This window comes from Serratia sp. CY38905, from assembly GCF_052168875.1.
Taxonomy (GTDB): domain Bacteria; phylum Pseudomonadota; class Gammaproteobacteria; order Enterobacterales; family Enterobacteriaceae; genus Serratia; species Serratia sarumanii.
Genome location: NZ_JBJNLV010000002.1, coordinates 147,978 through 174,619 on the forward strand (window position 1 = coordinate 147,978; position 26,642 = coordinate 174,619).

Consider the following 26,642-nt stretch of genomic DNA (forward strand, 5'->3'; position numbering starts at 1 on the left):
CGTTGAAGGTAAATCTGGCCAGAATTTACTTTAAACGAGGCGGCGGCAAAGTTAATTGGGAATAGTCCCAAAGGGAAAAATCCCTTTTTTACTGCCGATAAAGCTTAATAACTGGATGCACATACAGTTACCCCCTGCATAAAATATACAGGGGGTAATTAATGCGTCGCAATCATTTAGCTGCTTCTTCCGATTCCGGTAATGTCACGTTAAGTTCAAGTACCGAAATATCGTCCCCTTTCTGCTCGAACTGCACGTGCAGCATTTCAGGATCGATCTGAATGTATTTGCAAATAACCGCCAGAATATCGCGTTTCAGATCAGGCAGATACGGGGGCTCACTGTCCCCGCGACGACGCTCTGCGACGATAATCTGCAGCCGTTCCTTGGCTATATTGGCTGTCTGTTTTTTGCGGGACAGAAAGAAGTCTAATAAGGCCATGGTTTATCCCCCAAAAAGGCGTTTCAGGAAACCCTTCTTCTCTTCTTCAATGAAGCGGAATGGGCGTTCTTCCCCCAACAAGCGGCAAACGGTATCGTCGTACGCCTTACCGGCGTCTGACTCGGCATCCAGAATGACAGGCTCACCCTGGTTGGAAGCGCGCAGCACGGACTGGTCTTCCGGGATCACACCCACCAGTGGAATGCGCAGGATTTCCAGCACGTCTTCCATGCTCAGCATGTCGCCACGGCTGACGCGACCCGGGTTGTAACGGGTCAGCAGCAGGTGTTCCTTGATGGGCGACTCGCCTTTCTCGGCGCGGCGTGACTTGGAGGAGAGGATGCCCAGGATACGGTCGGAGTCGCGTACCGAAGACACTTCCGGGTTGGTGGTGATGATAGCTTCGTCGGCGAAATACAGCGCCATCAGCGCACCGGTTTCGATACCGGCCGGTGAATCGCACACCACGAAGTCAAAATCCATCTCGCCGAGATCGTTGAGAATTTTTTCAACGCCTTCGCGGGTCAACGCGTCTTTGTCGCGCGTCTGCGAAGCAGGCAGGATATAGAGGTTTTCAGTGCGTTTGTCTTTGATCAACGCCTGATTCAGCGTGGCATCGCCCTGAATCACGTTCACGAAATCATACACTACCCGACGTTCGCAGCCCATGATCAGGTCAAGATTACGCAGGCCGATATCGAAATCGATCACGACGGTTTTCTTGCCTTTCTGGGCCAGGCCGGTAGCGATGGCCGCGCTCGAAGTGGTCTTGCCAACGCCCCCTTTACCCGATGTAACAACAATAATGCGTGCCATGAAATGGATTCCTTGTCAAAAGGGCTTAATTTAAAGGTTGTATGGTTAAAGCGTTATCCAACAGGCTGAGTCGTACGGCCTGCCCGACGTAATCGGACGGGATTTGGTCGCTCAACCAGTACTGCCCTGCGATAGAGACTAGCTCAGCCGCCAGGTGGGTGCAAAAAATCTGACATTGCGTGTCGCCTGACGCGCCTGCCAGTGCGCGACCGCGCATCATGCCGTAGACATGAATGTTGCCGTCGGCAATCAGTTCGGCGCCGGCGCTGACGCTGCTGGTCACGATAAGATCGCAGTTGCGGGCGTAAATCTGTTGGCCGGAACGGACAGGCGTGCTGATGATGCGCGTTTTGGCGGGGGCGTTATCCGCCACCACGGGCGCAGGTGCAGGCTCCGGCGCCGCCATTTTCTGGCCTTTGCCTTCGCTCAGCAGCGGCAGCCCGGCGCGGGCTATCGCGCGCTTTTGACGCTCATCTCTGCAACCGCTGATACCCACAACGCGCAGACCTGCTGCCGCGACAGCCTGTTGAAGTTCTTTCCAGTTCGCATCGCCTTCCAGCGTTGCGACGTTGATAACAACAGGGGCGTTTTTCAGAAAAGCGGGCGCTTGCTCAACTTTTTCCTGTAACGCCTGACGTATTACCTCGGGCTGCGAATTATGCAAATGAACAACCGATAGGGTAAAACTGCTGCCTTTTAGCTCAATTGGCGATTGTGACATCTATCCTGACTCAGTCTCAGCAACTTTAAATCCCCGGAATACCACTCGGGGTGCGATATTCCGATGTACTATAAGCATGTTATAGTCAGAGTTATATCCAGGCAAGACGCTCCCTCAATTAAATAGAGTTAAAAAAATGCTTTGTGTGATCTATAGAAGCCCGAAACGCGATCAAACTTATCTTTATGTCGAAAAAAAAGACGATTTCTCTCGTGTGCCAGAGGATCTGATGAAAAGTTTCGGCGTGCCGCAATTCGCCATGATGCTTTCGCTCGATGAGCGCAAGAAATTGGCCTCGGCGGATATCGAAAAGGTGAAGCAGGCGTTGAAAGACGAAGGCTATTACCTGCAGTTCCCGCCGCCGGTTGAAAACCTGCTCAATCAGCATCTGGCGGGCGACAAGGCCTGAGACAGTCGCCACGGGCAAGGGAGGCGCGATGACACGTTCGGCGAGAAGAACCGTATTGGCCGCCTGGCTGGCGCTGAGCGGTGTGCTGATGCCCGGCGCGCCGCAGGCGGCTCAGGAGACGACGCTGGCGGCGAGCGGCCGCGATCCGGCGCAGTTCCCGGCGTATGTCGAGCAGCTCAAGCGCCGGGCGCGGGAGCAGGGCATCAGCCAGGGCACCCTTGACCGCGCTTTTGCGCAAATCCATTTCGTCGATCGGGTGATCAAGGCCGATCGCAATCAGCCGGAGCAGAAAATTACCCTGGACGACTACCTGCGGCGGGTGATGTCGCCCGCCAAGGTGCGCCAAGGGCGCGAACTGTATCGGCAGCGCCAGGCGCAATGGGCGCGCGCCAGCGAGCGCTACCGGGTGCCGGGGCGCTATATCATTGCGCTGTGGGGCATGGAGAGCGCCTACGGCAAGATTCAGGGGCGGGAAGACGTGGTGTCCGCGCTGGCGACGCTGGCGTTTGAAGGGCGCCGCGAGGCCTTTTTCAGCCAGGAGCTGATGGCGGCACTGCGGATAGTCGAGCAGGGGCACGTCGGCGATACGCCGCTGAAAGGCTCCTGGGCCGGCGCGATGGGGCAATGCCAGTTTATGCCGAGCTCCTTCTTGCGCTACGCGGCGGACGGCGACGGTGACGGGCGCATCGATATCTGGAATAACATTGATGACGTCTTTGCGTCTACGGCCAGTTATTTGTCCAAAGAGGGCTGGCAGCCCGGTATCGGCTGGGGGCGCGAGGTTAAACTGCCCGCCGGTTTCAAGCGATCCGAGCTGGGGTTGAAAGACGCGCAGGCGCGCAGCGTCAACGCCTGGCAACAGCGCGGGGTGCGTCGTGCGGATGGCAGTGCATTGCCGCATGCCGTCCAGCGCGGTTGGATCATCGCGCCGGATGATCTGCAGGGGCGGACGTTCCTGGTCTATGATAATTTCCGCACCCTCATGCACTGGAATCGCTCTTACTATTTCGCCATCGCCGTGGGTATGATGGCGGACGCGATCGGGCATTGATCCGGCACACCAATAATCGGCTTGGCGCGCCAAGCCTCCACAGTTTGGGAGAAGCGGTATGTATCAACATAGAGACTGGCAGGGTTCGCTGCTCGATTTTCCGGTGAACAAGGTGGTTTGTGTCGGCAGCAACTACGCCGATCACATCAAGGAAATGGGCAGTGCGGTTTCCGTCGAGCCGGTGGTGTTCATCAAACCGGAAACGGCGCTGTGCGATATTCGTCAGCCGGTGGCTATCCCCAAAGAGTTCGGTGCGGTGCACCATGAGGTGGAGCTGGCGGTATTGATCGGCACGCCGTTGAAACAGGCCAACGAAGACCGCGTTGCGCGGGCGATCGCCGGCTACGGCGTGGCGCTCGATCTGACGCTGCGCGATCTGCAGGCGGGTTTTAAAAAGGCCGGTCAGCCGTGGGAAAAGGCCAAGGCTTTCGATGGTTCCTGCCCGATGTCGGGGTTTATCCCGGTGGCGGAATTTGGCGATCCGCAAAACGCCGAGCTGTCGTTGACCGTCAACGATCAACTGCGCCAGCAGGGCAATACGCGTGACATGATCACGCCGATCCTGCCGCTTATCAGTTACATGAGCCGTTTCTTCACGCTGCGCGCCGGCGACATTATCCTGACCGGCACGCCGCAGGGCGTGGGCCCGATGGCCTCCGGCGACATGCTGAAAATCAGCCTGAACGGCAAAATGCTCAGTACCCGCGTGATCTGATCTCTCGCCGCCGGCGCCGTCGGCGGCAAAGCTTGCATCTTGCGGCTAATATGTCTATATAGTCCCCCCTCGAACCTGTGCGCAGGTGACTTATCCATTTACCGAAACCGGACGCTAACATGTCACAACTCGCTTTTTGGCAACAGAAAACGCTGGCGGAAATGTCAGAACAAGAGTGGGAATCGCTGTGCGACGGGTGCGGGCAATGCTGTTTGAATAAGCTGATCGACGAAGATACCGACGAGATTTATTTTACCAACGTAGCCTGCAACCAGCTCAACATCAAATCCTGCCAATGCCGCAACTACGAGCGGCGCTTCGAGATGGAAGAAGACTGCATCAAACTGACGCGCGAGAACCTCACCACCTTCGATTGGTTGCCGCCGACCTGCGCCTATCGCCTGATCGGCGAAGGCAAGCCGCTGTTCCCCTGGCATCCGCTGCTGAGCGGCTCCAAGGCGGCGATGCACGGCGAGCGCATCACGGTGCGGCATATCGCGGTGCGCGAGAGCGAAGTGGTGGACTGGCAGGATCATATCCTCAACAAGCCGGACTGGGCCAGATAAAGGCGGGCGCCTGCAGGGCAAGACGGGGCTTCATGTAAGAGGGCGGCGTGTTCAGACATGCCGCCCTCTTGCATTATTTAATCATTGGCGTGCGAATGGCGTTGACGCTCGAGGCCGGACAGAGGGAAATTTCAACATTTGATTCAAGGATGATAGGGGCTTGCGTAATAAGAGGTAGGGGGAAAAAAGCCCCTGCAAAGATGAGGGGCAAGACACACAACAACACCAGGGAAATCGGTAGTACTCACTTTGCCGATACTATAAGGATTTTATGGGTAAACTTCACCAAAATATTGTGCTCTGAATGTGACAAAGGTGCGGTCGTTCATAAGTAACGGTAATTTATTGATGCCTGTAGGTAGGGATGGCCGCGCTGGCGCAGCCTGTTTTTACCCGCCGGCGTCGCAGAAGTTTAATGTTATGTAAATTACGCGTTTAACCGCGCCAGGATGCTTCTTTTCAAACGATAAGTTGGGTAATTTGGCCGCTCTCCCGCAAGTTCGAGAGTATAACAATGAAAATGGTCCGTCTGTTTGCCGTGGCTGGAGCGCTGATCGTGCTCGTTTACTTCCTTACACATACCTGAGAGGGTTTTATCTCGGAATGTGACAGCAATACCTAAAAAAACGGCGCCTTTCGGCGCCGTTGTTGTTTGTCAGCCGATCAGCGGCCGAACAGATCGCGGCGACGTGGGCGAACAAATTGTGCGATCAGCACAATCAGCGCCACCAGCAGATAGGCGCCGAAGATGCCGACCAGCCACTGCGGCATTTCCAGCGTCAGGAATTGCCATTGGCGCACGGAGCAGTCGCCGGAAGCGTGGAACACCGCCGGCAGCCATTTGTCCAGCGGCAGCCACGAAGGGAAGCTCACGAAGAAGTCGCAGGTATTGAACGGCGAAGGGTGCAACTGGATCATGGTGTGCTTCCACGCCAGCTGGACGCCTTCCCAGGCGCTGTAGATCCACAGCAAGATCGCCGCGTAGCGCAGTGGGGTTTTCGGCGCGATGGCGCCCACCAGCGAGGCGCCGAGGATGCCGAACAGCGCACAACGCTCATAAATGCACATCACGCACGGCTGCAGCAGCATAACGTGCTGAAAATAGAGCGCGACCAGTTCCAACACCAACGCTGTCAGGGCCATTAGCAGCCAGGCGCCGCGTCCTTGTGAACAGCGGTTAAAGAATTGCAACATATCTAGATTCTTCCATGCAGTAAGCAATTGAACCGGCAGTGTAAACCAATTCCTCCTCGCTGCCAGCCACCTGGGCTGGATTCAGCGTAAAAATAGTCGGTTCACCCTGCCGGCACCGTTTCAGTGGCCGACGGCGTCGATGGGCGGCAGCGTCAGCCAATGCCACTGGGTCAACAGCTCGGTCGCCGGTTCCAGCGTGAACTGGACGCACAGCAAGCCAACCACCGTCAGCACCACCGTATAAGGCAGGGCCATCCACACCATGCGGCCATACGACAGACGCACCAGCGGCGCCAATGCCGACGTCAGCAGGAACAGAAACGCCGCCTGCCCGTTAGGGGTGGCAACCGATGGCAGGTTGGTGCCGGTATTGATGGCGACCGCCAGCAGCTCGAACTGCTTCAGCCCGATAGCGCCGGTTTCCAGCGCGGTGCGCGCCTCGTTGATGTAAACCGTGCCGACGAACACGTTGTCGGAAACCGACGACAGCAGGCCGTTGAACAGATAGAACAGCGAAAGCTGAGAGGCGGGCTCGGCGCGCAGCACGAACTGGATCACCGGGCTGAACAGGTGCTGTTCGATGATCACCGCGACCACGGTGAAAAACACCGTCAGCAGAGCGGTGAACGGCAGCGCTTCCTGGAACGCTTTGCCGATGGCGTGCTCATCGTTCACGCCGCACAGGGAGGTGGCGAGCACGATCACCGACAGGCCGATCAGCCCCACTTCCGCCAGGTGGAAGGCCAGCGCCAGCACCAGCCAAACGCCGATCAGCGCCTGCATCACCAGTTTGAGCCGTTCTTGCTTGCTGCGGCCCGCAGTGGCCTTGCGATCATACTCTTTCAGCACGTCGCGCACCGCCTCCGGCAACTGCGCGCCATAGCCAAACAGGCGAAAACGTTCTACCAGCCAACAAACCAGCAGGCCGCACACCAGCACCGGCAGCGTGACCGGCGCCATACGCAGGAAGAAATCGATAAAGCCCCAGCCCGCGTTTTTGGCGATGATCAGGTTCTGCGGTTCGCCCACCATGGTCATGACCCCGCCGAGCGCGGTGCCGACGCCGGCGTGCATCAGCAGGCTGCGCAGAAAGGCGCGGAATTGCTCCAGCGTCTGTTTACGCTCTTCACCGGCGAAATCGCTGTCATCGCCGATGTCGCCATCGGGGCGATTCGAGGTCACGTTGTGATAGATGGAATAAAAGCCGGTGGCCACGCTGATCACTACCGCCACGACCGTCAGCGCGTCGAGGAAGGCGGAAAGTAAGGCGGCGGCCAGGCAGAACGCCAGCGACAGCAGCGTTTTCGAACGGATGTTGAGCAGCAGCTTGGTGAACACGAACAGCAGCAGCTGCTTCATAAAGTAGATGCCGGCCACCATAAAGATCAGCAGCAGCAGCACTTCCAGGTTATGTTCGATTTCCTGCGAAACCTGCGCCGGGCTGGTCATGCCGATGGTCACCGCCTCCAGCGCCAGCAGGCCGCCCGGCAGCAGCGGATAGCATTTCAGCGCCATCGCCAGGGTAAAGATGAACTCGACCACCAGCAGCCAGCCCGCGATAAACGGGCTGGCGAAAAAGAACACCAGGGGGTTGATCGCCAGAAAAATGAGAATGGTCAGTTTGTACCAGTCGGGAGATTGCCCCAGAAAATTTTTGAGCAGGGCGCTGCGCAAGGTTGTTTCCATTGTCCTTTATGCATCCTTAAATCAGTCGTAGCACGTACCCTAACAATGCGGCGGGGGCGGGCGCAACCGGAGCTTGTTTTACGGCGGCAAATTTCTGCCGGCCGGTATTTTTGCTCGTTTTTTGCCACGTTATGCACACTTTCGTTTATTGTTTTTCGCTCACGCTATGTCATGTCAGCGCGATCTGGTATGATGAGCTGATTACTTTTACTGATTTTATCGTCGCAACGGAACGTCAAACACATGGTCATAAAGGCGCAGAGTCCTGCCGGTTTCGCGGAAGAGTACATTATTGAGAGTATTTGGAATAATCGCTTCCCCCCTGGCTCTATTTTGCCCGCGGAGCGTGAGCTTTCGGAGTTGATTGGCGTCACGCGCACCACGTTACGTGAAGTGTTGCAACGTCTGGCCCGCGATGGCTGGTTGACCATTCAGCATGGCAAACCGACCAAAGTGAACAATTTCTGGGAAACGTCCGGCCTCAATATCCTTGAGACCGTAGCCCGTCTCGATCACAAAAGCGTCCCGCAGCTGATCGATAACCTGTTGTCCGTGCGTACCAATATCGCGTCGATCTTTATTCGCGCCGCGGTGCGCAATCATCCTGAGCAGGCGCAGGAAGTGCTGGCGAAAGCCGCCGAGGTGGAAGATCAGGCGGACGCTTTCAATCTGCTCGATTACGAGATCTTCCGCGGCTTGGCGTTCGCTTCCGGCAACCCGATCTACGGCCTGATTTTCAACGGCCTGAAAGGGCTGTATACCCGCGTGGGCCGTTACTACTTCTCCAACCCGGAAGCGCGCAAGCTGGCGTTGGCCTTCTACAGCAAGCTGTCCACGCTGTGCCATGAGAAGCTATACGACCAGGTGATGGATACCGTGCGCAACTACGGTAAAGACAGCGGGGCGATTTGGCAGAGCATGCAGGGCACCATGCCGAGCGATCTGACCGAAGCGCGTCGCTAATCGCGTGTCGATGAAATAACGAAGGGCGCCATGCGGCGCCCTTTGTCGTTGTGGCGGTTACAGCGGCGTCGGCCGCGGCGGGCAGCGATCGAGCAACTCCACGCTGCCGTCTTCGTTTTGCTGTTCGAGGATCACGTCGAAGCCCCACAGGCGATGCAGGTGCTTCAACACGTCGCGGCGGCTCTTATCCAGCGGCGCGCGTTCCTGTGGGATGTAGCGCAGCGTCAGCGAGCGGTCGCCGCGCAGATCCACGTTCCAGATCTGAATGTTCGGCTCGTGATTGCTCAGGTTGTATTGCGCCGACAGCTCCTGGCGGATCGCCCGGTAACCGGCCTCGTTGTGGATCGCGGCAATTTCCAGATAGTTGTTGCGATCGTCGTCCAGCACGGTGAACAACCGGAAATCGCGCATCACTTTGGGCGACAGAAACTGGCTGATAAAGCTCTCGTCCTTGAAGTCGCGCATGGCGAAGTGCAAGGTGTCCAGCCAGTCTTTGCCGGCGATGTCCGGGAACCAGTAGCGGTCTTCTTCGGTTGGCGACTGGCAGATTCGCTTGATGTCCTGGAACATGGCGAAGCCCAGCGCATAAGGGTTGATGCCATTATAGTACGGGCTGTTGTACGGCGGCTGATACACCACGTTGGTGTGGCTGTGCAAAAACTCCAGCATAAACCGCTCGGTCACACGGCCCTCGTCGTACAAATGGTTGAGGATGGTGTAGTGCCAGAAAGTGGCCCAGCCCTCGTTCATCACCTGAGTCTGTTTTTGCGGATAAAAATACTGGCTGACTTTGCGCACGATGCGCAGCACCTCACGCTGCCAGGGTTCCAGCAGCGGCGCATTTTTCTCGATAAAATAGAGGATGTTTTCCTGCGGCTCGCTCGGATAGCGGCGCGCCTGCTCCGGCGACTCTTCACGTTCGACGCGTGGCAGGGTCTTCCACAGCGTGTTCACCTGGCTTTGCAGATACTCTTCGCGGCTTTTCTGGCGCGCTTTCTCTTCCACCAGTGAGATTTTCTGCGGGCGTTTGTACCTGTCGACCCCGTAGTTCATCAGCGCGTGGCAGGAGTCCAGCAGCCGCTCCACTTCATCGACGCCGTAGCGTTCTTCGCACTGGCTGATGTAGTGGCGGGCGAACAGCAGATAATCGACGATGGAGCTGGCGTCGGTCCAACTGCGGAACAGATAGTTATTCTTGAAGAACGAGTTGTGGCCATAGCAGGCGTGCGCCATCACCAGCGCCTGCATGGTGATGGTGTTCTCCTCCATCAGGTAGGCGATGCAGGGATTGGAGTTGATGACGATTTCATACGCCAGCCCTTGCTGGCCCTGTTTGTAGCGCTGTTCGGTTTCGATGAATTTCTTGCCGAAGGACCAATGGGTATAGTTGATCGGCATGCCGACGCTCGAATAGGCGTCCATCATCTGCTCGGAGGTGATCACCTCGATCTGATGGGGGTAGGTGTCGAGCCGGTAATGCTTGGCGACGCGGTCAATCTGCTCCAAATACACCTGCAGCAGTTCGAACGTCCAGTCCGGTCCATCGCTCAGACGTTTGTCATCCTTGACCTTTTCATGTGTTGAAGTAGTCATCAGCGCACCCTCATTATTCACGGGTCTTGCTCAAACGGCAGACCCTGTATCAAGCATAGTTCAAGTCATAATTAACCATTGCAAATCAGTGAAATAAAAATGCCGGTACGCAAGGGAGCGAGCGGCGGTCAATCCGGCGCCCGTCCCGGCAGAAAGCGCCTCAGCACTTGGCTCCCTCTCCGAGTATAGCCCTGCGGCAAGGGCGCGCAACACACTGCCTGCTGCGCGACAGGGATTGAAAAATGTTATGTTATATTGTAACTTTTAATTTTTCTCAATAACGGACAAGGAGCGCATTTTGGCGAGGCATTTTGGCAAACTGGCGGTGGCGCTGGCCGCACTGTTTATCAGCGGGCAGGCGTTTGCCCACGGGCATCATTCACATGGCAAGCCGCTGACGGAGGTGGAAAAAAAAGCGGAGGCGGGCGTGTTCGACGATAAGGACGTCAAAGATCGCAATCTGGCGGATTGGGAGGGCGTCTGGCAATCCGTGTATCCTTATCTGCTCAATGGGGATCTTGACCCGGTGTTCAAGAAGAAAGCGGCAAAGGATAAGAGCAAGACCTTCGAGGAAGTAAAAGCGTATTACCGCAAAGGGTATGCTACCGATGTGGATACCATCGGCATTGAAAACGGCGTCATGGAGTTTCATCGCGGCGACCAATCCAGCGCCTGTCAGTATAAGTACGCCGGGCATAAGATCCTGACGTATGTCTCTGGTAAGAAGGGCGTGCGTTATCTGTTCGAATGCCAGGATGCCGGCAGCCTGGCGCCGAAATTCGTGCAGTTCAGCGATCATATTATCGGCCCGCGCAAATCGGCGCATTTCCATATCTTTATGGGCAACACGTCGCAGGAAGCGTTGCTGAAAGAAATGGACAACTGGCCGACTTATTACCCATTCCAACTGCAGACCAAAGAAGTCGTGGACGAGATGCTGCATCATTGATGCCACTCGCTCACGTCACCACAAGCCCGCTTATGTGGGCTTGTGCTCAGTCAAACGGTCTGATTTGCAGGTAATCGTCCGTCACTGCCATTTCAAACAGCGTTTCATCCGCCAACAGGGTCGCCCGCATTCGCTCCCGGGCTTGCCGGTAGCGTTCATCCAACTGAATATCCCCGGCGTTTTCCCATGCGGCTCGGCTTGGCCATTGCGCATAGCCGATAAACTTCCCGCTCATATCTCGATGCAGGCGCGAGCCGAGGCTGCCGCGCTGCAGATAGATCCCTTGGGTCAACTCAAGCCAGGCCAGGCGAAAGGCGTGTTCGTGCCCGGTTTTGACTGAGAACCGGTAGATGGCGATGAACATAAAGGGTTCTCCAGAAAAGCAACAGTGTGAACTTTAGGATCTGCTTCTGGCTTCAACGTTCATATCGTGCTGCCGCGTTCAACATAAACGGGCGGGGCTAAGGGCTCGGCTGTTTTAATCCAGTAGTGAAAACAAGGTTAATTTTTTGCCGAAATTTTACGCGTTTTTTCTGCTGCGGGGAGAGGGGATTCATTTTGTCTGTTATGTTGGTATTTTTTGTTTTATTGGGTTTTTATTCTGTTTATATGTTGGCTGATGTTTTTATATTCTGTTAAATCAATGTTGCTTATTACGCCTTTTTTGGCTGCTATCATTGATAGCATTGCTATCGATTCAGCGGCGGTCTGACGCTATAATCCCTTCTAAACCGCATCTTATCGCTATTTACGAGCGGCTATTGCAAATGCTCGGCTCATCGACGATAAATTAATTGTGAATATTGTCACGTTTGATGACGAAGTTGTTGGACGGATTTTTTCACTGAGTTAATTTCCTGTGAGCAGAAGATTATGCTTTGTGAAGCCTTGGGCTGGAGTCAGCGATGCGAGTGGTAATTTTAGGTAGTGGAGTGGTGGGCGTAGCCAGTGCCTGGTATTTGGCGAAGGCAGGGCATGAGGTGACGGTGATCGATCGTCAGCCAGGTCCGGCACTGGAAACCAGCGCGGCGAACGCCGGGCAGATTTCACCGGGCTATGCCGCGCCCTGGGCGGCACCGGGCGTGCCGTTGAAGGCCATCAAGTGGATGTTCCAGCGCCATGCGCCGTTGGCGATCCGCCTCGACGGCAGCAGCTTCCAGCTGAGCTGGATGTGGCAGATGTTGAAAAACTGCAACACCGAACACTACATGACCAACAAAGGCCGCATGGTGCGCCTGGCGGAATACAGCCGCGACTGTATCAAGGCGCTGCGTCAGGAGACCGGCATCCAGTACGAAGGTCGCCAGGGCGGCACGCTGCAGCTGTTCCGCACCCAACAACAGTTCGAAAACGCAGCGAAAGACATTGCGGTATTGGAAGATGCCGGTGTGCCTTACAGATTGCTGGAAGCCGGCCAGCTCGGCAGCGTCGAGCCGGCGCTGGCGCAGGTGGCGCACAAGCTGACCGGCGGCCTGCAGCTGCCGAACGACGAAACCGGCGATTGCCAGCTGTTTACGCAGCAGCTGGCGAAAATGGCGCAGCAGGCGGGCGTAACCTTCCTGTTCAACCGCAGCGTTGACCGCCTGCTGGTGGAGGGCGACAAGATCGCCGGCGTGCAGTGCGGCGAGGACGTGTTCAAGGCCGACAGCTACGTGGTGGCATTCGGTTCGTATTCCACGGCGCTGCTGCGCGGCCTGGTTTCTATCCCGGTTTATCCGCTGAAGGGCTATTCGCTGACCATTCCGATCACCGATGAAGCGGCGGCGCCGTTCTCCACGGTGTTGGACGAGACGTACAAAATCGCCATCACCCGTTTCGATCAGCGCATCCGCGTCGGCGGCATGGCGGAGATCGTCGGTTTCAATACGCAGTTGGAGCAAAAACGGCGCGAAACGCTGGAGATGGTGGTGCGCGATCTCTACCCGAACGGCGGCAGAGTGAAAGACGCGACGTTCTGGACCGGCCTGCGGCCGATGACGCCGGACGGTACGCCCATTGTCGGCCGCACTTCGCTGAAGAACCTGTATCTCAATACCGGGCATGGCACGTTGGGCTGGACGATGGCCTGCGGTTCCGGGCAGTTGTTGTCCGATCTGATGTCCGGCATTACGCCGGCGATCCCTTCCGATGATCTGGCGGTGGCGCGTTACAGCGCCGGGTTTCGCCAGCAACACGCGGTTCCGCTGAACGACGTGCATCCCGCGCGTTAATCGTCGACGCTGTCATAGACTTTCCCGGCCACGCGCAGGCGCGCGTGGCCGCTGTACGCTGCCCCAAGGAGAAGCGATGCCCCGTCCGATAACCGCCACGATGCATCTTGGCGCAATTGAAAATAACCTGCAGGTGGTGCGCCGTTTCGCCCTCGGCGCCAAAGTCTGGGCGGTGGTCAAGGCCAACGCCTATGGCCACGGCATCAAACACGTTTGGCGCAGCATGGCGCAAACCGACGGCTTCGCCATGCTGGATCTGGCCGAAGCGGTGCTGCTGCGTGAGTCGGGTTGGCAAGGGCCGATTCTCCTGCTGGAAGGTTTCTTCCAACCGCAGGATTTGGCGTTGCTCGATCGTTATCGCCTGACGACGGCGGTGCACAGCGACTGGCAGCTGGCGGCGATCGCCGATGCCACGCTGAGCGCACCGCTCAATGTCTATCTGAAAGTGAACAGCGGCATGAATCGGCTGGGGTTCGCACCCGAGCGGCTGCACGAGGTGTGGCGCAGGGCGCAGGTGGTTGCCAACATCGGCGAGCTTACGCTGATGAGCCATTTCGCCACCGCCGACGGCCCGGAAGGCGTGACCCAGCAGATGGCTACCATCGAGGCGGCCGCTGCCGATATCCCGCTGCCGCGCTGCCTGGCCAACTCGGCCGCCACGCTGTGGCATTCTTCTACCCACGGCAGTTGGGTACGCCCTGGGATCATTCTGTATGGCGCTTCGCCGAGCGGGTGCTGGAATGACGTTGCGGCGACGGGGTTGCAGCCGGCGATGACGCTGAGCAGCGAGATCATCGGCATTCAGCAGCTGAAGTCTGGCGATCGCGTGGGTTACGGCGGCCGTTACAGCGCCGCCGGCGCGCAGCGTATTGGCGTGGTGGCCTGCGGTTACGCCGACGGCTATCCGCGTCATGCGCCGACCGGCACGCCGGTATGGGTTGACGGCGTGCTGACGCGCACCCTGGGAACGGTATCGATGGATATGCTGGCGGTGGATCTGACGCCCTGTCCGCAAGTCGAGCTGGGCGCCGAAGTGGAGCTGTGGGGGAAACGCCTGCCGGTGGACGAGGTGGCCACGGCGGCAGGAACGTTGGGCTATGAGCTGCTGTCGGCGTTAGCGGCGCGGGTGCCGGTCGCCATTGAAGCCTGAGCCGCGGCTCAGGCGACTTTTCTGATCTGCCCTTTAATCTGCTTGCTGAGCCGCCGCGCGTGCAGCGCCAGCAGGCAGCCTGCCAGCATCACCAGCGCCAGCGACAGCTTCGGTTGCAGCGGCAACGCCATCGCCACCAGACCCAGCGCGGCACCGCCCGCCATCTGCACGAAACCGACCAGCGCGGACGCGACGCCGGCCTCATTGGAATACGGTTCCAGCGCGTAGCTGGTGGCCGGGCCCATCACGAACGCCAACCCGGCGCAGGCGCTGGCGACCGGCAACATATATGCCAGCCAGTGCGCTTGCGCCGTCGCGGGCAGCAGCATAACGCCCAGCAGCAGGCCCAGACAGCCCAGCCCCATCAACATGCCGCCGGTCGCCAGACAAACCGGGCGGCCGACCTTGTGGATGATGCGGTTGGCGAAGAAGCTGACCAGCATGATCCAGAAACCGTTGGCGCCGAACACCAGCGAGAATTGCAGCGGGGTCAGGCCGGCGGTGCCCATCAGCACGTTCGGCGCCAGAGAAACGTAGGTCAGCGCCATGCCCATTGCCCCGGAGTTGACCACCGCAAAGGAGAGGAAATGGCGATCGCTGAGGATGCGCGCGTATTGGCGCACCGGCAGCCCTTTGACCGGCACGGTGTCGGCAGGGCGAGTTTCCGGCAGGCGCAGCGCGATCAGCACCAACACCAGCAGCGCGTAGCCGACCAGGAACCAGAAGGGGGCGCGCCAGCCGAAGGCTTCGGCGAGCAGGCCGCCGAGCAGCGGCGCCAGCGCCGGGATGATGTTCAGCGTGCCGTTGAGAAAGCCGAAAGCGCGGGCGGCATCGTCGCCATTCAGGCGATCGCGCACGCCGCTGAAGGCGACGACGGCGGTGCAGCAAACCGCCACCCCTTGCAGCAGACGCGAAGCGATGAAAATCGTCGGGCTGGTGGCCAGCGCCGCCATCGCGGCGCCGATCATGTAGAGGATAATGCCGGCCAGCGCCACCGGCTTGCGGCCATAGTTATCCACCAGCGGCCCGGCGATGACCTGGCCGAGGCCAAGCACCAGAATAAACAGTGAAATGGTGGATTGGATCAGCGCTTCGCTGCTGCCCAGGCCGACGGCAATGGCGGGAATGGTCGGCAGGTAAAGATCGATGCCTAATGGGCCGAGCAGCACCAGGCTGAGAAGCATAAACAGAAACTTTTGCATAACAGGAAAGGCACGTCCAAGTGACAAAGAGGGCTAGAGTAGAGACTCTGGCGGCAAATGAAAAGGGGCAAAGCGGGTCAGCGCTGCGCCCCTTGGCGGTAATAGAGCGCCGAGACGGTATCGGCCACATAACGGGCCTGGTGGCGAGCATCATCCAGCGCGCGATGCGGCATACCTTCGAACGGGCGGGCTTTTTTCGGGTTAAAGCCGTGCAGTTCCGCCAGCGTGATCACCGTGCGCACGTCCTGGGTATCCCAGAATTTCCACGGGCAGGGCATTTCCAATTGCTGGAAGGCGTGTTCGAGGATCGCGCAGTCGAACTCTTTGCCGTTGCCCCAGACTTTCACCGTGTCGGTGCTGTTCATATGGATAAAGCGGCTGAGGCTGCTCAGCACGCGTTTCAGGCTCTCGGTGCCGCTGAAGGCCTGTTTGCGGGCCTCATCGGACTGTTTCGCCCACCAGGCGACCGTATCCAGGCTAATGGTTCGGCCCGGCTGGTCTTTCTGGCTGCTGACGGCGGCTTCGAATTCGGCGCCCAGCTCCCCGGTTCGGGGATCGAAAAACACCGCCGCCACCACCAGAATGACGGCGCTGGGTTTTATATCCAGGGTTTCAATGTCTAACATCAGATGGTGCATCGGCGTATCCGGCGGTTGCGTGGTGGCTTAATGTTACTACAGAACGTGCGCCGATGAGGGCGGTGTGCGCATGAAATCCTTTTAAAGCGCCGCGTTCAGGTTATGATATTCGGGATACTCTTGTCAGGTTGGTCGCTATCGGTGAGAACGCTTATCTTTATTCTGTGCATGGTCGGCTACTTGCTGCTGCTGGGCTACCTTGGCATGTTCGTCACGGACAAGATCTGTGAGAAGGCGGGTAACTACACTAAAATCTGCCGTATCGTAGACATTTCCGAACCGCACATCCCCTAATAGCCCCCTGTTTATCCCAGATAGTCGGTGGTAATCAGCGGCGTCAGGATGGCCGCCAGCGCCGTGAGCGCTCCCCATTGCCGCCAGCCCAGCCGCGCCAGCCAGTCATGCCGCTGCGGCGGCGTGGCCAGTTGCCCGACGGCCACGGCGCCGGTAAGCAGCAGCGTCAGAATCAGCAGCACCAGGCCACGGCTTACCAGCGTGAACTCTACATGCAGTACATTGGCGTAATACAGGCGCATCAGAATAAAATAGCTGAGCAAGACCCAGGCGAAAACGACGTTCTTCTTGAGCACCTGCTGCAGCATCAGCGCGAGGAACAGGCTGTGAAACAGCGACAGCAGCGGGGCCTCGATCGGATGCCGAACGCAGACGTTGTAGACCGCCATGTAAATGTTGAAAACCAGCAGGCTATAGATCACGTAAATATACCAGCCGTAGATGACCTTGAGCTTTTTCGGGTTCGGCGGCAGAGAGAGTGCGTCCGGTTTCATTAATGCCTCCTGATGATGCCATGCGAACGCTGCGGTTGAAGACGGCGCGGCGACATCGTAATTTAAAATCCACAGGGTATATATCACCCGAGCGCTAAATGACAATTAAACGCCGGATCGGCTTTATTTCCGCGTTTGCCTGGAACTCTTTTGCGCTTGCGGGGTCGATTGGCGTGTGAACGCCTGGCGGTGTTCGCACCACAATGGAAGACGTAATGCATTGATATGAAAGATTATAAAAACACTTCGGGCACAAAAATCCTGCTGCTGTTCAGCCTGGCGTTTTATACGTTGTTGCCGCCGTTGTTGACGGCGGCCGTGTTCGACCGTTTCAATCTTAACCCGTTTGCGATCGTCAAATTTTTCCACTTTAACCCGTTTTCAGCCGATCGGGGCATACCCGGTTATCAGACGTTCTTCTACTTGCTGATGTTATGGTTGGGGTTGAATATTTTTCTCTGGCTGCTGGTGTGGGGCGCAGGGCGGCTGTATCAACGCTGGCGTGCGCCGCGAGGCTGATATTTTTCCAGGGGGAAGAGTTACGCAGGGAAATGACTTTACATTCAATAATGAGACGTATTATCATTTGAATCGCCGGTGAGGGGAAAAGGGTTGTCTCCTTCTGTGCCCCCCGATCCGGCACGACATTGCTCACATTGCTTCCAATTTTCATGCCAGCCTTGTGCTGGCGTTTTTTTATCCCGCGCCAAAAATCCACTGCGCCGGTGGTCGGCCTCTTTTCATTAGCATGCCTGTTTAAAAACCCACGCGAGGTATTGGGGGCGTCAGAACAGCGAAAACAGCAACACCACCGGCAGGCTTAACGGCCAGGTTAACCCGATGGTCAGCGCGCTGATACAGCGAATTTTGACGGTGTCCCGGCTAACCAGGTAGGTGAAAATCATAGAAACTAACAGGCCGATAAAATAACAGTATTGCGTTGCAACCCACAGCGACGACATGAAACCCGATCCCAGTTGTATTTTTACGCGCGAATTCTAGGAGCTTGGCGGGTGATAATCAATGACCAAAGGCCGTTTATTCAAACCTTTATCCATAAGAATGCATAATTTATTTCTATAAAGAACGTAGGGTTATTAACGGTCTTACGTTTATTACCAAAAGAAATCAACAGCATAGTTACCGGTAACATTCCGCGTCTGGCAAACCCTCTTTCTGGAGGTGACTCCCCTAAGCAGTAAAAGAGCCGGTGAAGGGGGGAACGCGATGGGGGTTATGACTCATAAAAATTAATGATGTATTGGCGGACGGACGGCTAAGGTGAGGTGGCGTCGGGTTTGGCGGTACGTGAACCCTTCAAGTGCCGGTTTTAGCGCATCTGTCACGATGCGCCGCCAGCCGGCCAGGGAGGGGGATTGTGGACGTTGCGGGTTTAATGAATGTTAAGACCGTAGACGAACAGCCACGAAAACAGCAGCGCCAGCAGGCATGCCATAAAAACGATGGAGATCATTTCCTTCACAACTTCATTCCTTTTCCCGTTGGGCTAAATTTACTTCTCTTTGTTTTTGCGCGAAATTTTAGATCGACATGGGTAAAAATCCTAGTTTTAATCGTTTTTTTCTCCACCCTTGCGGCGTAAGCCGCTTCGATAAGGCCGTGGCGACGCCGGAAAACCGGGAACGCTAACTCGTCGTTGCCATTGCTGAACGCCTGAGGCTGACTATAGAAAATGGGGACTGCGTGGCGCCAAAGGCAGCCACGCGCCTCCCTTAAGGGGAGCCATTCATCTGTCTACGGCGCAGTCTATGAGATGAAGGAGTCGGCAATGAGCACGCAACCCATTATCGTGCTGGTACGCTGATTCTGGGGCGGCGTCGCGCAGGGGATATTCGGCGATTCATACGGTGGAAATGCGTTGACCTCGCTGGTTTCCATGCCGATGAGGTGGCGGGTTTGATTGATGAGGCGGCCGGCGCGAAATACAGCAAGGGCAGAAAGGGTTTTCGGACTAAAAGATGACATTCTGCGGCAGGCTATCCCTTCGCTGATATCGCTATCGATATTAATAATCAACAGCATCATCGACACGCGGCGGCGGCAATAATGGCGTAGATGCCTGCCTTACGTATATCGCCTTAGCGTCCGTTAACGCCGATCATTTCTATGGCTGCACGATGCAACCGCTGAAAATAATCATCGGGCTGTTTTTCTATCTCCTGGATAAGGCTGGCGAGCAGGTTCTGTTTGGTTATCGGCTTGTTGGCGGTCAGCACCAGCAGCACGTTTTTGCCAAGCAGGCAGCATATTTGCTTATGGTATTCATCAACATCGTGCTTGTTGAGGCCATAGAGGGTGTAATCGATCATGATGTCTAACCTGCTGACAGGTAAATGCCCGCCGCAGCGGGCTGAGAAGCCATAGAAAAATAAAATGAGGCAAATTTCGCTTAGGAAGAGACTTAAGCGACGGGGTAACGATAACTGAATGGGAATATTCCTATCAAGCCGTGTGGGCACAGAGGCGAATGTTTAGGAATAACCTCAGAAGAACAAATAATAGAGACGACCGTTCTGGGGAATCTGACTTATTATTGATATTGCCATTGCCTAAAAATCAAACATAGGTGATGTAAATATATAATGCGAAAAAGAAACAGCCGGAAAACGGCGTTTTCCGGCTGTGGTGACATTCACGCGACGTTATTCACACGGTCTGTTTGCGAAACAGTTCGCGGAATACCGGATAGATATCGTCCGGTTCGCGGATATGCTGCATGGCGAAGTTATCGAATCTCGCCTGCAGATCCTCATATTCGCGCCACAGCGTTTGGTGAGCGCGGCGAGTGATTTCTATGTAGCTGTAATAACGCACCATCGGCAGGATCTTCTTCGCCAACAGCTCATGGCACAGCGGTGAATCGTCGGCCCAGTTGTCGCCGTCCGACGCTTGCGCGGCGTAGATATTCCATTGCGCCGGGTCATAACGCTCTTCGACCACGTCGTTCATCAACTTCAGCGCGCTGGAGACGATGGTGCCGCCGGTTTCCTGCGAATAGAAGAACTCCTGTTCGTCCACCTCTTTCGCCTGGGTGTGATGGCGAATATAGACCACCTCGACGTTCTTGTAGGTTCGGCTCAGGAACAGATAAAGCAGAATGTAAAAGCGCTTGGCCATGTCTTTGGTCGCCTGATCCATCGAACCGGACACGTCCATCAGGCAGAACATCACCGCCTGGCTGGAAGGCTCCGGCCGGCGCTCATAGTTTTTGTAGCGCAGGTCGAAGGTATCGATAAACGGTACGCTTTCGATTTTCTTGCGCAGTTCGGCAATTTCCTTGCGCAGCCGCTCCTCTTCCAGCAATTGCACCGGTTCGGTGTTTTCCAACTGGGTCAGCGCGTCTTCCAGCTCGTGCAACGCGCGTCTTTTACCGGCGGTCATGGCGGTACGTCGCGCCAACGAGTTCTGCAGCGAACGCACGACGCTGATGTTGGCCGGCACGCCGTTGGCGGTATAGCCGGCGCGATGGGTTTTGAACTCGGTCAGCTGCTTGTACTGATTCTTTTTCAGGTTGGGCAGGGCGAGATCCTCGAACAGCAGATCGAGGTACTCGTCTTTGGAGATCTGGAAGACGAATTCATCCTGGCCTTCACCGTCCTGGCTGGCGTTGCCCTGGCCGCCGCCACCGCCTGCGCCGCCCTGAGGCCGCTCAACGCGATCGTTCTGCACGAAGTGGTCATTGCCCGGGTGAACGCGATGGCGAGTGCCGCCGCGCCCCTGATGAAACATCGGTTCGTTGATATCGTCAGTGGGGATGGAGACCGACTCCCCGCTGTCTACGTCGGTGACCGAACGCTTGTTGATGGCTTCGGCAATCGACTGTTTGATTTGCGACTTGTAACGGCGCAAGAAGCGCTGGCGGTTCACCATGCTCTTGTTTTTGCCGTTCAGCCGCCGGTCAATGAAATAGGCCATACTTCCCCCAAACGACGTTGCCAACTCTTCATGTCCCGGCCGCGACAGCGCAATATGCCAGCCCCTCCCTGGGCTGCGCTGCAACGTCCATGACTGTGGACATGGCCCTGATAATGCCGCTTACCTGAGGCGTTATGAGGATTTTCTGACCCGCAGATACCATTCACACAGCAGGCGCACCTGCTTGCGGGTATAGCCTTTCTCCATCATGCGGTCGACGAAGTCGTCGTGTTTCTTCTGCTCGTCCGTCGATGTTTTGGCGTTAAACGAAATGACCGGCAACAGCTCTTCGGTATTGGAGAACATTTTCTTCTCGATCACGGTGCGCAGCTTCTCGTAGCTGGTCCAGTTCGGATTACGGCCGTTGTTGTTGGCGCGGGCGCGCAGCACGAAGTTCACGATTTCGTTACGGAAATCTTTCGGGTTGCTGATGCCGGCCGGTTTCTCGATTTTCTCCAGTTCGGCGTTCAACGACTCGCGGTCGAACAGCTGACCGGTGTCGGGATCGCGATACTCCTGATCCTGGATCCAGAAGTCCGCGTAGGTCACGTAACGGTCAAAAATGTTCTGCCCGTATTCCGAGTAGGATTCCAGATAGGCGGTCTGGATCTCTTTGCCGATAAATTCGGCGTATTTCGGGATCAGATAGCCTTTCAGGTGCTCCAGGTATTTCTCGGCCAAATCCTGCGGGAACTGTTCGCGTTCGATCTGCTGTTCCAGTACATAGAACAGGTGTACCGGGTTGGCCGCCACCTCGGCGTGATCGAAGTTGAATACCCGCGAGAGGATTTTAAAGGCGAAACGGGTGGAGAGGCCGTTCATGCCTTCGTCAACCCCGGCGTAGTCGCGGTACTCCTGATAGGACTTGGCTTTCGGATCGGTATCCTTGAGGCTTTCACCGTCATACACGCGCATTTTCGAGTAAATGCTCGAGTTTTCCGGCTCTTTCAGCCGCGACAGCACGCTAAAGCGCGCCAGCGTTTCGAGGGTGCCCGGCGCGCAGGGCGCGTGGGTCAGCTCGCTGTGATCCAGCAGCTTGTCGTAAATCTTGATCTCTTCCGACACGCGCAGGCAGTAAGGCACCTTGACGATGTACACGCGGTCGAGGAACGCTTCGTTGTTCTTGTTGTTACGGAAGGTCACCCACTCGGATTCGTTGGAGTGCGCCAGAATGATGCCGTTGAACGGCAGGGCGGAGATGCCCTCGGTGCCGTTGTAGTTGCCTTCCTGGGTCGCCGTCAGCAGCGGGTGCAGCACCTTGATCGGCGCTTTGAACATCTCGACGAATTCCATTATCCCCTGGTTGGCGCGGCACAGGGCGCCGGAGTAGCCGTAGGCGTCCGGATCGTTCTGCGCATGATTCTCCAGCTTACGGATGTCCACTTTACCGACCAGCGCCGAGATGTCCTGGTTGTTCTCATCGCCCGGTTCGGTTTTGGCGATGGCGATCTGCTCCAGGATGGATGGGCGCACTTTGACGACTTTAAACTTGGTGATGTCGCCGCCGAACTCATGCAGGCGCTTCGCCGCCCACGGCGACATGATGGTGCCGAGATAGCGACTCGGGATGTTGAACTCTTTCTCCAGGATCGAGGCATCTTCCTGCGGGTTGAACAGGCACAGCGGATGATCGTTGACCGGGCTGCGTTCGCCGTTGGCGCTGAGGGTGTAGATGGGTACGCGCTGCATCAACGCCTTAAGACGCTCCGCCAGCGAGGATTTACCGCCGCCCACCGGGCCCAGCAGGTAAAGGATCTGTTTCTTCTCTTCCAGGCCCTGCGCGGCGTGTTTCAGGTAAGAGACGATCTGTTCGATGGCCTCTTCCATGCCGTAGAATTCTTCAAAGGCCGGATAGCGTGCGATCACGCGGTTGGAGAACAGGCGCGACAGGCGTGATTCTAGCGCAGTGTCGACCATCACAGGTTCACCGATAGCCATCAGCAGACGTTCGGCCGCGTTGGCATAGGCACTGCGATCTTGCCGGCAAATGGTAAGAAATTCCTGCAGTGTGAACTCTTCGTCCTTGGCAGCTTCGTAGCGCTGGCGATAGTGGTCAAATATGTTCATGATGCCCGTCCTTTCGTTATTAGCACAGGTTAAAGAGAGCGTGTGATAGTGTTCTGGCCCCCGGAAGATGAGAATACGCCTGAGTACAGCAACCCGTATGCCAACTTGGTGCGCTTATTATCGCGAGTTGCGCTGTTTGCCACTGGGCTCAGGATAAATTCACCTTCTGATTTAAGCTTAGTTTGCTTGCCGGAAAATTTCCTGCCGCAGAAAAAGCTTTTTTTAAGTCATATCAATGACTCAGTTATTACAGTGGAAGCCAAATGCCTTGTCTGGCGCGGCCTGCAGGATGAAACGTCATCGTTCCGCCATGATTAATTCATAATTCCGCTATAAGTTATTCGATCTTGGTCGTTTTCTATTGTAAAGATTAGGCGCGCAACTAAATTTTCACATAAACTATTGCGGCTATTAACCCTGTAATTTATGGAAAAAGAACCAGTGAAGATTTCAAAACTCAAAACGCTAGCAATTATCGCTTCCGCAATGGTTTGTGCGCAAAGTGCTCAGGCGGGAACCTGGTCACTCGGCGCCGGCGCGCTGGTTAGCCCGGACGCGTATCGCGGTTATCAGGATCGCGTATATCCGGTGCCCGTCATCGACTATGAAGGTGACGACTTCTACTTCCGTACTCTGACCGCCGGTTACTACCTGTGGAAAGATCAAGAAAACCAGCTGAGCATCATGGGTTACTACACGCCATGGGGCTACCGCCCTGGCGACAGCGATGACGATCGCATGAAGCGTCTCGACAAACGCCGCGGCACGCTGATGGCCGGCCTGGCTTATTCGCACCACGCGGAGTGGGGCACCCTCCGCACCACCTTCACCGGCGACACGTTGAACTACAGCAACGGGCTGGTGGGCGATGTGGCTTATCTGTACAAGTTTGATCTGGACGCGCTGACGCTGGTTCCGGGCGTAGGCGTGATGTGGAACAGCAAAAACCAGAACAAATATTACTACGGCGTCAGCGCCAATGAATCGCGCCGCAGCGGCCTGGACAGCTACACCCCAGGCGATAGCTGGGCGCCGTACCTTGAGCTGAGCGCCAATTACCAGATCAATAAAAGCTGGAACGCCTTCTTCCTCGGCCGCTATGTGAAGTTGTCGGATGAAGTGAAAGACAGCCCGATGGTGGATAAATCCTACACCGGTTTGTTGATGACGGGTGTGAGCTACACCTTCTAATCACGCATTGCACGATTATCGTGCATGGCGTGCATCAAAAAGGGGCGCTGGCGCCCCTTTTGCACATCTGCAGTGCGCTGTCGCGCGCGGCGCCTCAGGCCTTCTTACGGCTGCGGAAGGTCACGCCCAAACGGGCGGGCTGCTCGCCGGCGGCGACCAGCGGTTTGCTGACGCGCCCGGTCTCGATGCAGACCATGGTCTTGTAACCGTCGTTCGGCATATCCCCCATGCTGCAGGAGAGCTCCACGCCGGGGTTCCAGGCGATGACGTCGCTCATATGATGGTGGTGAACCTCTATGGTGCGCGCGAGCGCCGGATCGCGGATCTGGCTGAAGGCCTCCGGGCGGGTATAGACGCGGTCGGTTTGGCCGACGAAGGTCACTTCGCCTTCCTGAAGCGCCTCTGCGCCGCCCGCCACCTTGTCGATATAAGGCTCGCCCAGGCCCGCCACGCTGACCCGATCGATGTCGCCGACCTGGAAGTAACTGTGCAGCGCCGCCGTGGCCTGATAATCGCCGTGCGATTCCAGTTCGATTTCGCACTCCGCACCCAGCTTGAAGCGGGCAATCAGCGTGAAAGCGTGCGGCCACAGTTTGCGGGTCTGCTCATTGTCTTTCAGCGTAAAGGTCAGGATGACGCCGTTGTCATCTTCATCGTGCGCCGTCAGGCTCCAGGGCTGGTTGCGGGCAAAACCGTGGGAGGGTTGCGCCACCGGGCCGAACCACGGCCAGCAGATCGGCACGCCGCCGCGGATGGCCTTGCCTTTGGCGAAGGGGGTATTGTTGCTGAGCCAAATCACCGGCTGCTCACCGCTGGGCTGCCAGGCCAGCAAATGGGCGCCCTGCAGCGCGACGGCCGCGCGCACTTTCGGATGCGACACCACAACCACGCCCAGCTCATCGAGTTGCCGCTGGCTGATGTATGGCGAAATCTGTTCGGAAACGGGCAGGGTGAAAATTTTCTCGTTCATTTCATGACCTATTGTTTGCCGGAGAGACAAATAAAAAAGGGCGACAAAAATGTCGCCCTCATTATCAGCTTAACATCATGCCATTACTTGGAGATGTGAGCGATCAGATCCAGAACCTTGTTGGAATAACCGGTTTCGTTGTCGTACCAGGAAACCAGTTTCACGAAGTTGTCGTTCAGTGCGATACCGGCTTTGGCATCGAACACGGAAGTCAGCACTTCGCCGTTGAAATCGGTGGAAACCACGTCGTCTTCAACATAGCCCAGAACGCCTTTCATAGAACCTTCAGCGGCGTCTTTGATGGCTTTCTTGATTTCTTCGTAGGTAGCCGCTTTTTCCAGACGCACGGTCAGGTCAACAACGGATACGTTTGGCGTCGGTACGCGGAACGCCATACCGGTCAGTTTGCCTTTCAGCTCTGGCAGAACAACGCCAACCGCTTTCGCTGCGCCGGTAGAAGAAGGGATGATGTTCTGGGATGCGCCGCGGCCGCCGCGCCAGTCTTTGTGGGACGGGCCATCAACGGTTTTCTGAGTTGCGGTGGTCGCGTGAACGGTGGTCATCAGGCCTTCAACGATACCGAAGTTGTCGTTGATGACTTTAGCCAGTGGCGCCAGGCAGTTGGTGGTGCAAGAGGCGTTGGACACGATGTCCTGGCCGGCATATTTATCAAAGTTGGCGCCGCGCACGAACATCGGGGTCGCATCTTTGGATGGGCCAGTCAGAACCACTTTTTTGGCGCCGGCGGTGATGTGCTTACGTGCGGTTTCGTCGGTCAGGAAGATACCGGTCGCTTCAGCAACCACGTCAACACCCACTTCGTTCCACTTCAGGTTAGCCGGGTCTTTCTCTGCGGTAACACGGATGGTTTTGCCGTTAACAACCAGGTGGCCGTCTTTAACTTCTACCGTACCGTTGAAACGGCCGTGAGTAGAGTCATACTTCAGCATGTAAGCCATGTACTCTGCGTCCAACAGGTCGTTGATTGCAACGATCTCGATGTCAGAACGCTCTTGAGCAGCACGGAAAACAATGCGACCGATACGGCCAAAACCGTTGATACCTACTTTGATAGTCATATATTCCACCAGCTATTTGTTAGTGAATAAAAGGTTGGTTGTAAAATTACAAAAACCTTACCCAGCGTCAAGCGGAATCGTGTCAATTCTTGCGGCAAGTCAAACCGGAAGGGTGGTTTTGCACGCTTATTGCACAGTCCATTTGCGCTCGGCCTCATCCGTTATATGGGGACAAGCCGCCAAGTATAAAGTCAGCATACGCAAGATGTGTGATCGCTATCACATATCATCGTGACGTGGCCTTTATGGGCTACAGTTTAGGCCAAAAACCCCTGCAGCGGTGTTAATTTTTTGTTATTATTAATC

The 26,642-nt window shown here is 56.5% G+C and carries 29 protein-coding genes; 12 read left to right on the forward strand and 17 right to left on the reverse strand.

The window, feature by feature from the left end; genetic code table 11:
• Positions 1-172: 172 nt before the first annotated feature.
• Genes minE through minC form a run of 3 tightly spaced genes read right to left on the reverse strand, consistent with a single transcriptional unit; the run spans position 173 to position 1,979 of the window.
• The gene (gene minE / locus ACJ8MK_RS07445; protein ID WP_004932303.1) at positions 173-442 is read right to left on the reverse strand and encodes a cell division topological specificity factor MinE; all 270 of its coding nucleotides are present in this window, start codon (positions 440-442) and stop codon (positions 173-175) included.
• A gap of 3 nt (positions 443-445) precedes the next feature.
• Positions 446-1,258, reverse strand: a complete 813-nt coding sequence (minD, locus tag ACJ8MK_RS07450; protein WP_016927452.1) for a septum site-determining protein MinD — start codon at positions 1,256-1,258, stop codon at positions 446-448.
• Positions 1,259-1,283: 25 nt separating this feature from the next.
• Positions 1,284-1,979, reverse strand: a complete 696-nt coding sequence (gene minC, locus ACJ8MK_RS07455) for a septum site-determining protein MinC (protein WP_025303113.1) — start codon at positions 1,977-1,979, stop codon at positions 1,284-1,286.
• A gap of 136 nt (positions 1,980-2,115) precedes the next feature.
• Between minC and ACJ8MK_RS07460 the strand changes: the two genes are divergently transcribed.
• The 4 genes from ACJ8MK_RS07460 to ACJ8MK_RS07475 all read left to right on the forward strand — a co-directional run bounded on the left by ACJ8MK_RS07460 (position 2,116) and on the right by ACJ8MK_RS07475 (position 4,720).
• The gene (locus ACJ8MK_RS07460; RefSeq protein WP_033634832.1) at positions 2,116-2,388 is read left to right on the forward strand and encodes a YcgL domain-containing protein; all 273 of its coding nucleotides are present in this window, start codon (positions 2,116-2,118) and stop codon (positions 2,386-2,388) included.
• Positions 2,389-2,416: 28 nt separating this feature from the next.
• On the forward strand, positions 2,417-3,439 hold the full coding sequence (locus tag ACJ8MK_RS07465) for a lytic murein transglycosylase (protein WP_442517629.1): 1,023 nt from the start codon (positions 2,417-2,419) through the stop codon (positions 3,437-3,439).
• A gap of 58 nt (positions 3,440-3,497) precedes the next feature.
• Positions 3,498-4,154, forward strand: coding sequence for a fumarylacetoacetate hydrolase family protein (locus ACJ8MK_RS07470; RefSeq protein ID WP_033634830.1), 657 nt, complete (start codon positions 3,498-3,500; stop codon positions 4,152-4,154).
• A 119-nt stretch (positions 4,155-4,273) separates the two neighbouring features.
• Complete coding sequence (locus ACJ8MK_RS07475; protein WP_442517630.1) at positions 4,274-4,720, forward strand: YcgN family cysteine cluster protein; 447 nt, start codon at positions 4,274-4,276, stop codon at positions 4,718-4,720.
• Between the two features lie 663 nt (positions 4,721-5,383).
• Here the strand turns inward: ACJ8MK_RS07475 and dsbB are convergent.
• Both dsbB and nhaB read right to left on the reverse strand, forming a co-directional pair.
• Positions 5,384-5,914, reverse strand: coding sequence for a disulfide bond formation protein DsbB (gene dsbB, locus ACJ8MK_RS07480; protein WP_004932277.1), 531 nt, complete (start codon positions 5,912-5,914; stop codon positions 5,384-5,386).
• A gap of 120 nt (positions 5,915-6,034) precedes the next feature.
• The gene (gene nhaB, locus ACJ8MK_RS07485; protein WP_101427017.1) at positions 6,035-7,600 is read right to left on the reverse strand and encodes a sodium/proton antiporter NhaB; all 1,566 of its coding nucleotides are present in this window, start codon (positions 7,598-7,600) and stop codon (positions 6,035-6,037) included.
• A 243-nt stretch (positions 7,601-7,843) separates the two neighbouring features.
• Between nhaB and fadR the strand changes: the two genes are divergently transcribed.
• A complete protein-coding gene (fadR, locus tag ACJ8MK_RS07490; RefSeq protein WP_033634827.1) occupies positions 7,844-8,563 on the forward strand; it encodes a fatty acid metabolism transcriptional regulator FadR in 720 nt (239 codons plus the stop codon).
• Positions 8,564-8,620: 57 nt separating this feature from the next.
• Here the strand turns inward: fadR and ACJ8MK_RS07495 are convergent, their stop codons facing one another.
• Entirely contained in the window at positions 8,621-10,156 is a 1,536-nt protein-coding gene (locus ACJ8MK_RS07495) for a SpoVR family protein (protein ID WP_004932268.1), read from the reverse strand.
• 319 nt (positions 10,157-10,475) lie between these two features.
• Between ACJ8MK_RS07495 and zinT the strand changes: the two genes are divergently transcribed.
• Positions 10,476-11,105 (forward strand): metal-binding protein ZinT, encoded by a 630-nt coding sequence (zinT, locus tag ACJ8MK_RS07500; protein ID WP_181423049.1) that lies wholly within the window; start codon positions 10,476-10,478, stop codon positions 11,103-11,105.
• A 46-nt stretch (positions 11,106-11,151) separates the two neighbouring features.
• Here the strand turns inward: zinT and ACJ8MK_RS07505 are convergent, their stop codons facing one another.
• A complete protein-coding gene (locus tag ACJ8MK_RS07505; RefSeq protein WP_060418882.1) occupies positions 11,152-11,469 on the reverse strand; it encodes an antibiotic biosynthesis monooxygenase family protein in 318 nt (105 codons plus the stop codon).
• A 541-nt stretch (positions 11,470-12,010) separates the two neighbouring features.
• Here ACJ8MK_RS07505 and ACJ8MK_RS07510 point away from each other — a divergent pair.
• Both ACJ8MK_RS07510 and dadX read left to right on the forward strand, forming a co-directional pair.
• Positions 12,011-13,315: a D-amino acid dehydrogenase gene (locus ACJ8MK_RS07510; RefSeq protein WP_442517631.1), complete on the forward strand. Its 1,305-nt coding sequence runs from the start codon at positions 12,011-12,013 to the stop codon at positions 13,313-13,315.
• A 76-nt stretch (positions 13,316-13,391) separates the two neighbouring features.
• Positions 13,392-14,465: a catabolic alanine racemase DadX gene (dadX, locus tag ACJ8MK_RS07515; protein WP_442517632.1), complete on the forward strand. Its 1,074-nt coding sequence runs from the start codon at positions 13,392-13,394 to the stop codon at positions 14,463-14,465.
• An 8-nt stretch (positions 14,466-14,473) separates the two neighbouring features.
• Here dadX and ACJ8MK_RS07520 read toward each other — a convergent pair whose 3' ends face one another.
• Positions 14,474-15,667: a multidrug effflux MFS transporter gene (locus ACJ8MK_RS07520; RefSeq protein ID WP_442517633.1), complete on the reverse strand. Its 1,194-nt coding sequence runs from the start codon at positions 15,665-15,667 to the stop codon at positions 14,474-14,476.
• A gap of 77 nt (positions 15,668-15,744) precedes the next feature.
• Positions 15,745-16,305, reverse strand: a complete 561-nt coding sequence (locus ACJ8MK_RS07525) for a 3'-5' exonuclease (protein ID WP_033634819.1) — start codon at positions 16,303-16,305, stop codon at positions 15,745-15,747.
• Between the two features lie 141 nt (positions 16,306-16,446).
• On the opposite strand from ACJ8MK_RS07525, the gene ACJ8MK_RS07530 reads away from it, so the two are divergent.
• On the forward strand, positions 16,447-16,599 hold the full coding sequence (locus tag ACJ8MK_RS07530) for a hypothetical protein (protein WP_223479875.1): 153 nt from the start codon (positions 16,447-16,449) through the stop codon (positions 16,597-16,599).
• A gap of 11 nt (positions 16,600-16,610) precedes the next feature.
• Here the strand turns inward: ACJ8MK_RS07530 and ACJ8MK_RS07535 are convergent, their stop codons facing one another.
• The gene (locus tag ACJ8MK_RS07535; protein ID WP_033654383.1) at positions 16,611-17,093 is read right to left on the reverse strand and encodes a hypothetical protein; all 483 of its coding nucleotides are present in this window, start codon (positions 17,091-17,093) and stop codon (positions 16,611-16,613) included.
• A 225-nt stretch (positions 17,094-17,318) separates the two neighbouring features.
• Between ACJ8MK_RS07535 and ACJ8MK_RS07540 the strand changes: the two genes are divergently transcribed.
• Positions 17,319-17,612, forward strand: coding sequence for a hypothetical protein (locus tag ACJ8MK_RS07540; protein ID WP_033647615.1), 294 nt, complete (start codon positions 17,319-17,321; stop codon positions 17,610-17,612).
• A gap of 266 nt (positions 17,613-17,878) precedes the next feature.
• Here ACJ8MK_RS07540 and ACJ8MK_RS07545 read toward each other — a convergent pair whose 3' ends face one another.
• The 5 genes from ACJ8MK_RS07545 to yeaG all read right to left on the reverse strand — a co-directional run bounded on the left by ACJ8MK_RS07545 (position 17,879) and on the right by yeaG (position 23,096).
• Entirely contained in the window at positions 17,879-18,055 is a 177-nt protein-coding gene (locus ACJ8MK_RS07545; protein WP_033634815.1) for a GhoT/OrtT family toxin, read from the reverse strand.
• An 805-nt stretch (positions 18,056-18,860) separates the two neighbouring features.
• Complete coding sequence (locus ACJ8MK_RS07550) at positions 18,861-19,139, reverse strand: hypothetical protein (RefSeq protein WP_103773598.1); 279 nt, start codon at positions 19,137-19,139, stop codon at positions 18,861-18,863.
• A 53-nt stretch (positions 19,140-19,192) separates the two neighbouring features.
• A complete protein-coding gene (locus ACJ8MK_RS07555) occupies positions 19,193-19,423 on the reverse strand; it encodes a hypothetical protein (RefSeq protein ID WP_004932237.1) in 231 nt (76 codons plus the stop codon).
• 337 nt (positions 19,424-19,760) lie between these two features.
• Positions 19,761-21,029 (reverse strand): YeaH/YhbH family protein, encoded by a 1,269-nt coding sequence (locus tag ACJ8MK_RS07560; protein WP_033634813.1) that lies wholly within the window; start codon positions 21,027-21,029, stop codon positions 19,761-19,763.
• A gap of 132 nt (positions 21,030-21,161) precedes the next feature.
• Positions 21,162-23,096 carry a protein kinase YeaG gene (yeaG, locus tag ACJ8MK_RS07565; protein ID WP_004932230.1) on the reverse strand — a complete coding sequence of 645 codons (1,935 nt, stop codon included), beginning with the start codon at positions 23,094-23,096 and terminating at the stop codon, positions 21,162-21,164.
• 42 nt (positions 23,097-23,138) lie between these two features.
• On the opposite strand from yeaG, the gene ACJ8MK_RS07570 reads away from it, so the two are divergent.
• Together ACJ8MK_RS07570 and ACJ8MK_RS07575 are read left to right on the forward strand one after the other, a co-directional pair.
• Positions 23,139-23,414 carry a hypothetical protein gene (locus ACJ8MK_RS07570; RefSeq protein WP_154067234.1) on the forward strand — a complete coding sequence of 92 codons (276 nt, stop codon included), beginning with the start codon at positions 23,139-23,141 and terminating at the stop codon, positions 23,412-23,414.
• Between the two features lie 108 nt (positions 23,415-23,522).
• Positions 23,523-24,287 (forward strand): MipA/OmpV family protein, encoded by a 765-nt coding sequence (locus ACJ8MK_RS07575; RefSeq protein ID WP_033647613.1) that lies wholly within the window; start codon positions 23,523-23,525, stop codon positions 24,285-24,287.
• 94 nt (positions 24,288-24,381) lie between these two features.
• Here ACJ8MK_RS07575 and ACJ8MK_RS07580 read toward each other — a convergent pair whose 3' ends face one another.
• Together ACJ8MK_RS07580 and gapA are read right to left on the reverse strand one after the other, a co-directional pair.
• Positions 24,382-25,257: a D-hexose-6-phosphate mutarotase gene (locus ACJ8MK_RS07580; RefSeq protein WP_033634810.1), complete on the reverse strand. Its 876-nt coding sequence runs from the start codon at positions 25,255-25,257 to the stop codon at positions 24,382-24,384.
• 83 nt (positions 25,258-25,340) lie between these two features.
• The gene (gapA, locus tag ACJ8MK_RS07585; protein ID WP_004932222.1) at positions 25,341-26,336 is read right to left on the reverse strand and encodes a glyceraldehyde-3-phosphate dehydrogenase; all 996 of its coding nucleotides are present in this window, start codon (positions 26,334-26,336) and stop codon (positions 25,341-25,343) included.
• Between the last annotated feature and the right edge of the window lie 306 nt (positions 26,337-26,642).